Genomic DNA, 12779 nt, shown 5'->3' on the forward strand with positions numbered 1-12779 from the left:
ATTTCCGGAGACAATCAATGCGCAATGCCCTCTCGATCCTGCGCACCGTAGAGCGGTCGGCGCTGGTCCTGATATTCCTGACGATGGTGGGTCTCTACTTCGTCAATGTCGTCGTGCGCGCCTCGGGCAGCCCCCTTGCCACCAGCCTCGGCTGGATCGAGGAAGCGGTGCGGCTGATGAACCTCTACCTGGTCTTTCTCGCCATCGGCTATGCGCTGGAGATCGGCCGGCATGTCGCCGTCGACACCTGGCGCGAGCGCATCGCCGCCGCCACCGGCCTTCCGGTCCGCCGGATCATCGACGCCGTCGGGTTTCTCTTCGCGCTCTATGTGGTCTGGCTCGGCTGGAAGATGACCCTCTTCGTCTTCGGGTCCGGCCAGAAAAGCCCGACGCTCGGCCTGCAGATGGGCTGGATCTACGTCGCCCCCATGGTCGGCTTCGGGTTGCTCGCCCTGCGCTACCTGCTGAGCTTTTTCGGGTTGATCGAGCGCACACCGTCACGGGAGCCCGACGAGGCATGATCCTTCTTATCCTCATTGTTGCGCTGGCCGTGATGTTGCTGGTCGCGGGCTTCGAGATGTTTCTCGTGCTTGGCGTGCCGGCGCTGCTGGTCAAGCAGATCTTCTACGGCACGCTGCCCGACCCGGTCGTGGTGCAGAAGGTTGTCGGTGGCATCAACCACTCGACCCTGCTCGCCATTCCCTTCTTCATCCTTGCGGCCGAGCTGATGGGCGAGGGCCAGATCGCAAAGCGCCTGACCGGCCTCGTCCAGTCGCTGCTAGGCCATCGCAAGGGTGGCATCGGCTACACGATCGTCGGCGGTTCGATGGCCTTCGGCTCGGTCTCGGGCTCGGCGCCGGCAACGGTCGCCGCCATGGGGCGCCTCGTTTATCCGGAGATGCGCAAGGCCGGCTTCAGCGAGAAGTTCTCGCTCGGCCTGATCGCTTCCAGCGCCGAGACGGCGCTGCTGATCCCGCCCTCCATCACCTTCATCATCTATGGCTGGATGACCGGGACCTCGGTCGCACGCCTCTTCGTCGCCGGCATGGCGGTCGGTCTCGTGCTTGGCCTGGTCTTCGCCGTGATGGTCGCCGTCGAGGCGCGTCGCAGCGGCGTCACGGCCGGCGAGCGCACCTCCTGGGGCGAGCGCGCGCGCGCCGTCTGGCACGCGGGCTGGGCGCTCGGCATGCCGGTGATCATTCTCGGCGGTATCTATTCGGGCGTCTTCACCCCGACCGAGGCCGCCGCCGTCAGCGTCGTCTACGCGATCTTCGTCGAGCTTGTCGTCTTCCGCGAACTGACGCTTGCAAGGCTGTTCAAGGTGACCGAGCGGGCGGCGGTCTCCACCGCCATCATCTTCATCCTGCTCGCGCTCGGCGGATTGCTCTCCTATTTCATCACGCTGGCGCAGGTTCCGGCCCAGATTCTTGAATTCCTCGCCGCCGTCGACGCCGGACCGATCGTCTTCCTTCTGGTGGTCAACGTGGTCTTCCTGATTGCCGGCATGTTCATCGACCCGAACTCGGCGCTGCTGATCCTCGTGCCGCCGCTCTATCCGGTGGCTACCGCGATGGGCATCGACCCGGTGCATTTCGGCATGATCGTCACGCTGAACATCTCGGCCGGCATGATCACGCCGCCCTTCGGGCTCGATCTGTTCGTTGCTTCCTCCACCCTCGGCAAGCCGGTGATGACGATCATTTCCGGGATATGGCCGTTCGTGATCGCCAATCTCGTGGCGCTTGCGATCATCACCTACATCCCGTCGATCTCCACCTTCCTGCCCAATCTGGTGTTCGGATGACCAATGCGCTGACGAAACCTGCGTCCGCCATCGGCGGGCGGGCGGAACCCGTCGTTTTCGAAAGAGACCTGACGGTGCTCGCCAATGATCCGGTGAACGGCGAATACATGCGCCTGGTGCTGGAGGCCCCGCGCCAAATGCTCGAGCTTTGCCGCGCCGGACAGTTCTTCAACCTGCTGTGCCCGGCGCTTGGCGGCGAGACGCCCTATCTGCGCCGGCCGATGAGCATCTACGGCTTCTACCCGGAAAAGGGCGAGCTGCATTTCCTCTACAAGGTGACGGGTGCCGGCACGCGGGGGCTGTCGCGGCTTTCGCCCGGTGGATCGCTCAACGTGATGGGTCCGCTCGGCCAGGGCTTCCGCATCGAGGACGACTGGCAGCGCCTCGTGCTCGTCGCCCGCGGCGTCGGGTTGGCGACGCTCGCCCCGCTGGCGCTGGAGGCGCGGCGCCTCGGCAGGCACCTGACCGCGATCTGCAGCGCCCGCCACCCCGACGTCCTGATGTCGATCGACTATTTCCGCGAGCTGGGCGCGACGATCGTGCCGGTCACCGACGTCGACGGCACCTCGGCCATTCCCCATCTGGAAACTCTTATCGAGGAGATGGTCGCGGGCGAGGGCGTCGATGCGTTCTACACCTGCGGTTCCAACCGCCTGCTGACCCTGCTTCAGAAGATCGGCAAGCGCCACGACATTCCCGGCGAGATCGCGCTGGAGCAGCAGATGGCCTGCGGGCTTGGCATGTGCCACTGCTGCGTGCGGCCGTTCCGCAAGGGCGACAAGACCGTGCAGCTGCGCGTCTGCCGCGAAGGCCCCGTCTTCGACATTCAGGAGGCGATGCCATGGTAGACCTGTCGATCGACGTTGCCGGCTTGAGGCTCAAGAACCCGATCATGCCGGCCTCGGGCACCTTCTCGGAGGAGCTCGCCGAGGTCTTCGACATTGAGTGCCTCGGCGCGCATGTGACCAAGACGATCACGGCCGACCTGCGCGACGGCAATCCGACGCCGCGCGTGTGCGAGGTGGGCGGCTCGATGCTGAATTCCATCGGCATTCCGAGCAAGGGCGTTGGCGCCTTCCTCGACAAGGTCGTGCCGTTCTATCGCGCTTACGAAACGCCGCTCGTCGTCTCGATCTCCGGCAACACGGCGGACGACTTCGCCCGCCTGTGCTCGGAAGTGACGGTGGAGGGCGTGGCCGCCATCGAGGTCAACATCTCCTGCCCGAACATCGAGGAGGACGGCAAGGCCTTCGCCATCCGCCCCTCCTCGACCTATGACGTGATGCGCAAGCTGCGCAAGGCGACCCACCTGCCGCTCTGGGCCAAGCTCACGCCGAACACGGGCGAGACGCCGGAAGTGGCGCGCGCGGCGCAGGAGGGCGGCGCCGATGCGCTGGTGGTCGCCAACACGCTGCTCGCGATGGCGATCGACATCCGCAGCCGCCGGCCGAAGCTCGGCAACCTGATGGGCGGGCTCTCCGGTCCCTCGCTGAAGCCGATCGCGTTGCGCATGGCCTATCAATGCGCCAAGTCGACCACCATCCCGGTGATCGGCTGCGGCGGCATCTCCACGGCCGAGGACGTCATCGAGTTCCTGATCGCCGGTGCCAGCGCCGTGCAGGTCGGCACCGCCACCTTCATCAATCCCACCGCGATGGTGACGATCATTGCCGAGCTGGAGCGCTACCTGGAGCGCGAGAAGCTCGCCTCCGTCCGCGACCTGATCGGCACCGTGATCGACGAGGAGCAGAAGGAGGGCGTCGTCTTCATGGAGGCGGCGCCGTGACCGCGCTGCGCAAGCCCGCGCTCGACGACCGCGCGGAGGAGTTGCGCATCGCCGGTTTCCTCTTCGGGGAAATCGCCGGGTTCTCGCCGGATGTGGAGGGGGTCAGCCGCCCGGCCTTCTCTGACATCGAGACGCGTACCCTCGCATTCCTGGAGGACTTCGCCCGCCGCGAGGGGCTGGAGGTCTGGTACGACAAGGGCCTTAACGCCAATTTCTGCCTGCCGGGAGATCGCGAGGCCGAGCGCTACACGCTCATCGGCTCGCATGTCGACAGTGTTCCCTTCGGCGGCAACTTCGACGGTCTGGCGGGCGTCGTCGCCGGCCTGCTCTGCCTTCTCAGGACCAAGCGGCGGGGGACGCGTTTTTCCGCCCCCGTTCATGTGCTTGCCATGCGCGGCGAGGAAAGCGCCTGGTTCGGTCCCTGCTATATCGGCTCCAAGGCGCTGACCGGCACGCTTGCGGCCTCCGAGCTGAAGGCATGCCACAAGGGCGACGGCCGCACGCTTGATGCGCATATGGATGCGCTCCGGATCGACATGGCGCCGGTGCGCGCCGGCCGGCCGCTGATGGACCTGTCCCGGGTCGCAGCCTATCTTGAACTGCATATCGAGCAGGGCCCGCTGCTTGTGGGCAAGGGCATTCCGGCCGCCGTCGTCTCCGGCATTCGCGGCAACATCCGCTACCGGTCCGTGCGCTGCCTCGGCGAGGCAGGGCATTCCGGCGCCGTGCCGCGTGCCTTCCGCCGCGATCCGGTTCTCGCCATGGCCGATCTTCTGGTGCGGCTCGACGAGAGCTGGGCGACCATCCTTGCCAAGGGCGACGACCTGGTGCTGACCAGCGGCATCGTCGGGACCGATCCGAAGATGCATGCGATGACGCGCATCCCCGACCAGATTTCCTTCAGCCTCGATTTGCGCAGCCAGAGCGCGCGGGTGCTCGACGAGATGCGCGACCTGCTCAAGGCCGAGATGGCGCAGATCGAGCGGGACCGGAAGGTGCGCTTCGAGCTCGACGAGGAATTGCGCGTCGAGCCGGCGCTTTGCGACCCCGCCCTCGTCTCCGGACTTTCCGCCGCGATGCAGGAGGCCGGCCAGGAGCCGTTCGTGATGGCCAGCGGCGGCGGTCACGACGCCGCGGTGTTTTCCGCCGCAGGGGTGCCGGCAGGCATGGTATTCGTGAGGAATCGCAACGGCTCGCACAATCCGCAGGAGGCGATGGAACTGCCGGACCTGCTGTCTGCGACCGACATACTCCACCAGTATCTGACGGATACACCATGAACCAGCTGACCATCACCAAGCCTGACGACTGGCATCTGCACCTGCGTGACGGGGGGATGCTTGCCGGCGTGCTGCCGCACACGTCCGCGCATTTCTCCCGCGCGATCATCATGCCCAACCTGGTGCCGCCGGTGGTGACCACCGCCCAGGCCGAGGCCTATCGGCAGCGCATCGTGGCATCGCTCCCCGAAGGGCATGATTTCACGCCGCTGATGACGCTGTACCTGACCGAAGACACAGATGCCGCCGACGTCGAGGCTGGCTTCCGGGACGGGCTCATCAAGGCGGTGAAGCTGTACCCGGCCGGTGCGACGACCAATTCGCATGCCGGCGTGCGCGACATCGACAAGGTCACCCCGGTGCTGGAGCGGATGGCCGAGATCGGCCTGCCGCTTTGTGTGCATGGCGAGGTGACGAACCCGGAGATCGACATCTTCGACCGCGAGGCGGTGTTCATCGAGACGGTTCTCGATCCGCTCCGCCGCCGCATCGCGGGCCTGCGTGTCGTGATGGAACATGTCACCACGCGCAACGGTGCCGACTATGTCCGCGCGCAGGAGCGCGACATGGCCGCGACGATCACGGTTCATCACCTGATGATCAACCGCAACGCGATCCTCGCCGGCGGCATCCGGCCGCATTACTACTGCCTGCCCGTCGCCAAGCGCGAGGAGCACCGGCTGGCGCTGCGCGCGGCCGCGACCTCCGGCGATCCGCGCTTCTTCCTCGGCACGGACTCCGCCCCCCATACCGATCCGCTGAAGGAGAGCGCCTGCGGCTGCGCCGGCATCTTCACCGCGCCGAACGCCGTCTCGTGCCTTGCCCATGTCTTCGAGGAGGAGGGCGCGCTCGACCGGCTTGAGGCCTTCGCGTCGCTGAACGGGCCGGCCTTCTATCGCCTGCCGCCCAACGAGGGGCGGATCACGCTGAAGCGGCAGGACGCGCCTGTTGCCTTCCCGGACAAGATCGATACGGGGGAGGGATCCGTAACCGTTTTCGATCCCATGGTGCCGCTTCACTGGAGCGTCACGCCCGACATTTCCTGACGGCCGGCAGGTCTGCCGGCAAGAGACCTTTGTCAAAGGAGTGCCATATGTTCATTGAGCTTGCGAATGGTCTGAACGAACAGGCGGCGAGTGTCCGCGGCTTCGAAGCCTGCGCGCGCGACGCCCGCGGCCGCATCACCGACGATCCGGCGAATGCCGCCGCATGGCTGCTCGTTTCCCGGGCCGCCCAGCTCTTCGTCGAGACCTATGACGACCAGCCGCTGACGCTTGACGTGGCGGGCAAGGAACTGGAGCAGTTCCGCGAGATCCTCCAGATCCTGGACAGCGCTCATGCCGGCGGTTCGGCCGATGCAATGCTCGAGGCGTTGAACAAGGTCGCCCTCAAGCTGATGAAGGTGTGAACCGGAACGCCTGCCAACCTCTTCTCTTCCTCCGGGCCGGCCGAAAGGCCCGCTCCGGGGCAGGGGGCTCACCTGGCAGGCGCGCTTTGGCGGAAGCAATCGCCGGGCGTTTGTTCCGCTTGAGCAAAACTTTGCCGTGGCGCGCGGCGCGAACTCGACTACCCTTGGGGCATGTGGTGGAAAAGTCCGCTTCCGTCCTCGATCCTCGCCGTGGTGACTGCCATCGCCGCGACCCTTGTCGTGCCGCCGCCGGCCCTTTCGCAGCAGCGCGGCCAGCCGCCCGTCGACGTGGCGCTGGTTCTGGCGGTCGACGTGTCCCGCTCGATGTCGCTCGAGGAATTGCGCATCCAGCGAAGGGGCTATGCCGAGGCGATCGTCAGTCCGGAAGTGCTGCGGGCGATTTTCGGCGGCGCCCATGGGCGGATCGCGATAACGATCTTCGAATGGGCGGCCGACCGCCACACCCGCGAGATCCAGCCCTGGACGCTGATTGAGACGGCGGCTGATGCCCAGGCCGTTTCCGACCGGCTTATGGAGGAGGACAGCCGGGGCGAGCGGCGCACGTCGATCTCCGGCGCCATTGCACGCGGCATCGCCCTTGTCGAGGCGGCGCCATATCCGTCCGAGCGCCAGGTCATCGACGTCTCGGGCGACGGGCCCAACAACCAGGGCCTGCCCGTGACCCTGGAGCGGGACCGGGCGATCGGCAAGGGCATCACCATCAACGGCCTGCCGATGATGACAAGAGACGGCGCCGGCATGCTCTTCGGCATCGACGATCTCGACGAGTATTACCGCCACTGCGTGATCGGCGGCCCCGGCAGCTTCATGATCCCGGTCAATGGCTGGGACCAGTTCGCCGAGGCTGTCCGGCGCAAGCTGGTGCTGGAGATCGGCGGGCTGGCACCCGACATGCCGCGCGATCCCTGGCGTCGTCCTGGCGCTCAGCCGGCACGCATCGTGCCGGCCGGTTATGTCGGCGGCGAGCGGATCACGCCCGTCCAGCTTGGCAACGAGGCGCCCTACGATTGCATGATCGGCGAAAAGATCTGGAACCAGCGCCGGTGGATCTTCGACGGCGACAGCCGCTGACGGACCTAACCACCGGGAACTCCCCTATCCCCGTCGGCGCCGGCGGCGGCGCGTGCCGTCCTCCTCGCCGTCGCCGGGTTCGGATGCCTGGCGCGGCTCCGGCAGGGTGACCGCCTGGCGCAGGCGGGGGAAGGGATCGACCTTGTTGGGGATCGCCATGGCGTTGACGAAATGCTCCTGGAACTTCGGCTCCAGCGCCGTCTCGATCTTCTCGATCTCCCGCACCACCCGCTCGATCGTGCGCCGTTCGCCGCGATTGACCAGCGCCATGCGCGCGCCGGTGCCGGCGGCATTGCCGATGCCGGATACCTCGGCGAGGTCGCAATCGGGGATCAGTCCCAGGATCATCGCATATTTCGTGTCGATGTAGCTGCCGAAGGCGCCGGCGAGCCGGATACGCTCGATCTCCGGGTTGCCGAGCTTGTCGGAGAGCAGCTTGACGCCGGCATAGAGCGCCGCCTTGGCGAGCTGGATGGCGCGGATGTCGGTCTGCCCGATGGTCAGCTCGATGCCCTCGCTCGCCACTACATAGGCATAGGTGCGCCCCTTCTGGACGACGCGCGGCGAGCGCGCCGCAAGCGCGCCGTCGATCAGGCCGTCCGTGGTGATCACGCCGGCAAGATAGAGCTCGGCCACTGCCTCGATGATGCCCGATCCGCAAATGCCGGTGACGCCGACCTGGTCCTTCTTTTCCGCGAATTCCGGGTCGTCCGACCATTCGTCGAGGCCGATCACCTTGAAGCGCGGCTCCAGCGTTTCCGGGTCGATGCGGATGCGCTCGATGGCGCCGGGCGCGGCGCGCTGGCCGCAGGAAATCTCGGCGCCCTCGAAGGCGGGACCGGTCGGCGAACTTGCCGCCAGCAGCCGTTCGCGATTGCCGAGCAGGATCTCCGCGTTGGTGCCGATGTCGACGACGAGCGTCATCGCCTCGGCCTCGAAGGGGCGGGTGGAGAGTGCCGCCGCGGCGGCGTCCGCGCCGACATGGCCGGCAATGCAAGGCAGCATGTAGACCCGCGCACCGGGATTGAGCTCCAGCCCGACATCGACGGCGCGCGTGTGCACTGCGCCCGACACCGCCAGCGCGAAAGGCGCGCCGCCAAGTTCGGTCGGGTCGATGCCGAGGAAGAGGTGATGCATGATCGGGTTGCCGACAAAGACCGCGTCGACCACGTCCTCGCGCGTCGCGCCCACGTCGGCGACGAGTTTCGCCACCAGCGCGTCGACCGCCGCGCGGACGGTTGCAACGAGATCCGGCAGGCGCGTCGGGTTCATCTGGACATAGGACACCCGCGACATCAGATCCTCGCCGAAGCGGATCTGCGGGTTCGATGTGCCGGCCGAGGTCACGGTGCGACCGTTGCGCAGGTCGCACAGATGCGCGGCGATGGTGGTCGAGCCGATATCGACGGCGAGCCCGTAGACGGTCTGCTTTTCGCCTGGCCACAGGGCGATGACGCGTGGCGGATGGGTATCGTCGCGCCAGATCGCGGCGGTGACGGTCCACTTGCCCTTGCGCAGGGTCGCCTGGACGCGCGACAGCAGGCCGGCATCGAGGGAAAGCCCGCTCTCGCCGCTTTCCGCGATCAGCGCCGCCAGCAGCCGGTCGGCATCGCCAAGCGGCTGCTCCATGTCCGGTTCGCTGACGGTGACCGTCACCAGCCGGACGGTGCTGTCCGGTATGATGGTGACGTTTTCGGCGCGCTTGCGCACCACCTGGCGGTTGGTCTGGGCATCCGTCGGGACATCGACCACCATGTCGCCCTGGATCGTCGCCTGGCAGGAGAGGCGGCGGTCGCTGGCAAGCTCGCGCAGCCGCGCGTAGCGGGCCTCGGCCTCGGTGACGGGGCCAAGGTGCTCCGCTGAGCTCGTCAGCTTTTCCTTGGCGAAGGCGCCTTCGGAGACCGAGACCTGGCAGCGGCCGCAGATACCGCGCCCGCCGCAGACCGATTCCACGTAGACGCCAAGCGCGCGGGCGGCATCGAGCAACGGCGTGCCGACCGGGAAATTTCCCCGTCGGCCGCTCGGCTGGAAGACAATCCTCGCCGTTCCGGGACGTTCTGTCATGCGCGCGCTTTTGCCTTCACTTTGCTGCCGGGAGGGAGCCGGTTGCCCTCGCTCAGACGCTTGCCCGCCTGCGCCCCTCGCGCCCGCCGCGCCGTCCGGAGCCGCCGCCCGGAGCCGCCGCCGGACCGGTCTCCGCGCCCGGCTTGTAGTCGCGATAGGTCATGATCCAGTCGGAGCAGTTGGGGTCGTTGCCGCTCAGGACGTTGGCGCCGCGCACGGCCTCCATTTCCTGCGGACGGCAGGGGTTCATGATCGCGCTGGTCATGCCCGCGCCGATCACCATCGGGATGAAGGCGGCATTGATGCCGTGCCGGTGCGGCAGGCCGAAGGAGATGTTGGACAGCCCGCAGGTCGTGTTGACCTTCAGCTCCTCGCGCAGGCGGCGCAGCAGCTGGAACACCTGGCGGCCCGCTGTCCCCATTGCGCCGATCGGCATGACCAGCGGGTCGACGACGATGTCATGGGCCGGGATGCCATAGTCGGCGGCGCGCTGGACGATCTTCCGCGCCACCTCGAAGCGCACGTCCGGGTCTTCCGAAATGCCCGTCTCGTCGTTGGAAATGGCAACGACCGGCACGTTGTACTTCTTCACCAGCGGCAGGATCGCCTCGAGCTTCTCCTCCTCGCCGGTGACGGAATTGACCAGCGGGCGTCCCTTGGCGACCCTGAGGCCCGCCTCGATCGCCGCGGTCACGGAGCTGTCGATGGAAAGAGGCACGTCGACGAGGCCCTGCACGATCTCCAGCGTCTTCACCAGAAGCGGCGGCTCGGTCTCGTTCGGGTTGACGGCGGTGACACCGGCATTGACGTCGAGCATGGTCGCGCCCGCCGCCACCTGTGCCAGCGCGTCCCGTTCCACCGTCGAGAAATCGCCTGCGGCCATCTCGGCAGCGAGCTTCTTGCGCCCCGTGGGGTTGATCCGCTCGCCGATCACGCAGAAGGGCTGGTCGAAGCCGATGATGATCTCGCGCGTGGCCGAGGCCACGATGGTTCTGGTCATTATTGCGCTACCTCTGCAGGAAACGGATGGGAGCCGGCGCCGGCATGGGACCAGCTGCCGCGGGCAGCGAGCCAGTCGGCGGTCTTGGTCAGTCCGCCGAACGGGAACACGTGGATCTGCTGGAGCTGGGTATGCGGGCGCGTCTGCACGCGCGCCTCCAGCGGCGCCAGCATCGTCTCGGGATCGTAGCCCGCGAGCATCGATACCACCGCCCCGCCGCGCTTCTTGAGGAAGGCGAGGGAGTTCTCGACGCCGGCAAAGGCGGCATACTTGATCAGGGTCGTCATCTTGGCCGGGCCGGCGACGCCGATATGGACGGGGAAGCGATTGCCCCAGGCGGCGATCTCGTCGAGCCAGAGATTGACCTTGTGCGGGTCGAAACCGAACTGGGTGACGATGTGGAAGCGGGCATCGCTCTGCTCGGCAAGCTCGTGCTTGCGCATCAGGAAGGCACGGATCGTCTCGCGCGGGATGTCGGGGGCTCCTTCCGGATGGCCCGCAACGCCGATACGTGCGATCCCCAGCCGGTCGAACAGGCCGGTCTCGATCATCTCGACCGAGGAACGGATCGGGCCGGGCGCAGGCGCCTCGCCGGCCACCGCCAGCACGTCCCGCACGCCGGCTTCCGTCACCAGCCGGGTCAGCCGCGTCTCGAAGGCGGCGAAGGAGGCATAGCGGCGCGCCGCCATGTGCGGCACGGCGACGAGCCCGGCATCGGTGACACGGCGCGCGGCGCGGATGATGTCGTCCTCGCCGACATTGCCGAGGTCGGTCAGGTAGACCCGCGTTCCCATCGGGATCAGGGCGAGCAGCTCCGGCTTCTCGACCACCTGGCGCGGCGACATTTCGGTCGAGGCGGCGAAGCACCCCAGGTCGTTCAGGCGGGGATCCGTCATGTCGCTTGTCCCGTATGCGAGGGGTCGGGGGAGGAAATGCCCGCTCCGTCCTGGGCGGTGTCATGGCCCTGGGCCGTGACGAGCGCCTTGAGACGGTCGGCGGGATAGGCGGCAAGCAGGGCGGTCAGCGCCTGTTCGGCTTCCGCCTCCAGGTCGTCGCCGACGGGCTGCGGATCGCCGCGCCGCCATTCGGCGAGATAGGCGTCGCTGTCCCTGGCGCCGACGCGCATGGCGCAGCGGTCGATGGCCTGGATGAACTGCTCGGGCAGTTCACGGCGGGCGCTCTTTCGGCCGGCCTTGACCAGCACCTGCGCCGGTATGTCCCGCCAGTAGACGATGGTTTTCTGCGCCACGGTGCCGCTCCGAACACACGTTTCGGCGCCGCCATCCGGCGCCTTTCAAGCATCATGATGCCTTTGCGCGCCAAGCTCATCGGTGCACAGACGACACGGGCGGTCCTGAAAACGACAGGGGTCTCGTCGCGGTTATTCTTGGGCGTAAAGTATCCGTGCGTGGCTGGCCGCTTTTTCGCCACATGTCGTTCCGGCGAAGACTGCAAAGCCGGCGACGGGGCGGAAAGGCGAAACGCCCGCCCGGATCTTTCGGAGCGGACGGGCGTGCACAATGCGCCGCGATCGGGATGCCTTGGCCGCATGCGGCAGCGTCAGCCGGGCGTGGCGTCTGCCGCCTCCGCCTTCCAGCGGGCGTGGAGACCGGCAATGTCGGCGGAGCACAGGGCCCGGATTTCCCGCTCGATGCGCTCGATCGGCCAGTCCCACCATGCCATTTCCAGCAGCATCGCGATCTCCTCGTCGGCAAAGCGCTTGCGAATCTCGCGCGCGGGGTTGCCGGCGACGATGGCGTAGGGGGCAACGTCCCTGGTGACGACCGCCCGGCTTCCGATCATCGCACCGTCGCCGATGCGGATGCCGGGCATGATCAGTGCTTCCGCGCCGATCCACACGTCGTTGCCAACCACCGTGTCGCCGGCCGGCAGATAGCCGAGCTCGGCATTGGCGAAGGCGGGTTCCTCCGACATGAAGAAGAACGGAAAGGTGGAGACCCATTCCGGCCGGTGGCCCTGGTTGCCGGCCATCATGAAGGTGGCGCCCGTCCCGATCGAGCAGAAGCTGCCGACGATCAGCCGGTCGACATCATCCCTGTCCGGCATCAGGTAGCGGGCGCAATCGTCGAACGAATGGCCGTGATAGTAGCCGGAATAGTAGCTGTAGCGTCCGACGATGATGTTCGGGTTCGTCACCTGCTCGCTGAGCAGCTTGCCCTTGAAGGGGGTCTCGAAAAAATTGGTCACGGGGATCGTCCTGTGTCGCTTGTCGCGAGAGAAAACAGAGGGTTGTTCCTGACGGCCTTTGCTGGACGGATCCTGCGGCTGTCGCCGCATCACCTGCCCTGGCGGTCGGGGAGGCGATCTCTATCACGGGCCGCTTC

13 protein-coding genes are annotated in these 12779 nt (G+C 67.0%); 8 read left to right on the forward strand and 5 right to left on the reverse strand.

Features of this window, described 5'->3' with window-relative positions:
• Positions 1-17 precede the first annotated feature (17 nt).
• The 8 genes from ACQY46_RS12230 to ACQY46_RS12265 all read left to right on the forward strand — a co-directional run bounded on the left by ACQY46_RS12230 (position 18) and on the right by ACQY46_RS12265 (position 7370).
• On the forward strand, positions 18-521 hold the full coding sequence (locus ACQY46_RS12230; protein WP_306030669.1) for a TRAP transporter small permease: 504 nt from the start codon (positions 18-20) through the stop codon (positions 519-521).
• Positions 518-1804, forward strand: a complete 1287-nt coding sequence (locus ACQY46_RS12235) for a TRAP transporter large permease (RefSeq protein WP_428696318.1) — start codon at positions 518-520, stop codon at positions 1802-1804. Before ACQY46_RS12230 ends, ACQY46_RS12235 begins: the two co-directional genes overlap by 4 nt.
• A complete protein-coding gene (locus tag ACQY46_RS12240) occupies positions 1801-2652 on the forward strand; it encodes a dihydroorotate dehydrogenase electron transfer subunit (protein ID WP_428696319.1) in 852 nt (283 codons plus the stop codon). Before ACQY46_RS12235 ends, ACQY46_RS12240 begins: the two co-directional genes overlap by 4 nt.
• The gene (locus ACQY46_RS12245; RefSeq protein ID WP_428696320.1) at positions 2646-3590 is read left to right on the forward strand and encodes a dihydroorotate dehydrogenase; all 945 of its coding nucleotides are present in this window, start codon (positions 2646-2648) and stop codon (positions 3588-3590) included. The genes ACQY46_RS12240 and ACQY46_RS12245 overlap by 7 nt, the downstream gene beginning before the upstream one ends.
• Entirely contained in the window at positions 3587-4870 is a 1284-nt protein-coding gene (locus tag ACQY46_RS12250) for a Zn-dependent hydrolase (protein WP_428696321.1), read from the forward strand. Before ACQY46_RS12245 ends, ACQY46_RS12250 begins: the two co-directional genes overlap by 4 nt.
• A complete protein-coding gene (gene pyrC / locus ACQY46_RS12255; protein WP_428696322.1) occupies positions 4867-5916 on the forward strand; it encodes a dihydroorotase in 1050 nt (349 codons plus the stop codon). Before ACQY46_RS12250 ends, pyrC begins: the two co-directional genes overlap by 4 nt.
• A gap of 47 nt (positions 5917-5963) precedes the next feature.
• Entirely contained in the window at positions 5964-6278 is a 315-nt protein-coding gene (locus ACQY46_RS12260) for a hypothetical protein (protein WP_428696323.1), read from the forward strand.
• 171 nt (positions 6279-6449) lie between these two features.
• Positions 6450-7370 carry a DUF1194 domain-containing protein gene (locus ACQY46_RS12265; protein WP_428696324.1) on the forward strand — a complete coding sequence of 307 codons (921 nt, stop codon included), beginning with the start codon at positions 6450-6452 and terminating at the stop codon, positions 7368-7370.
• 24 nt (positions 7371-7394) lie between these two features.
• Here ACQY46_RS12265 and ACQY46_RS12270 read toward each other — a convergent pair whose 3' ends face one another.
• From ACQY46_RS12270 to catB, 5 genes are all read right to left on the reverse strand, one after another.
• Positions 7395-9434, reverse strand: coding sequence for an ASKHA domain-containing protein (locus tag ACQY46_RS12270; RefSeq protein ID WP_428696325.1), 2040 nt, complete (start codon positions 9432-9434; stop codon positions 7395-7397).
• A gap of 52 nt (positions 9435-9486) precedes the next feature.
• Positions 9487-10434 (reverse strand): methyltetrahydrofolate cobalamin methyltransferase, encoded by a 948-nt coding sequence (locus tag ACQY46_RS12275; RefSeq protein WP_428696326.1) that lies wholly within the window; start codon positions 10432-10434, stop codon positions 9487-9489.
• The gene (locus tag ACQY46_RS12280; protein WP_428696327.1) at positions 10434-11330 is read right to left on the reverse strand and encodes a methylenetetrahydrofolate reductase; all 897 of its coding nucleotides are present in this window, start codon (positions 11328-11330) and stop codon (positions 10434-10436) included. Before ACQY46_RS12280 ends, ACQY46_RS12275 begins: the two co-directional genes overlap by 1 nt.
• A complete protein-coding gene (locus ACQY46_RS12285; RefSeq protein ID WP_428696328.1) occupies positions 11327-11683 on the reverse strand; it encodes a virulence factor in 357 nt (118 codons plus the stop codon). Before ACQY46_RS12285 ends, ACQY46_RS12280 begins: the two co-directional genes overlap by 4 nt.
• 311 nt (positions 11684-11994) lie before the next feature.
• A complete protein-coding gene (gene catB, locus ACQY46_RS12290; RefSeq protein WP_428696329.1) occupies positions 11995-12642 on the reverse strand; it encodes a type B chloramphenicol O-acetyltransferase in 648 nt (215 codons plus the stop codon).
• Between the last annotated feature and the right edge of the window lie 137 nt (positions 12643-12779).

The organism is Stappia sp. (assembly GCF_965276915.1).
GTDB lineage: Bacteria > Pseudomonadota > Alphaproteobacteria > Rhizobiales > Stappiaceae > Stappia.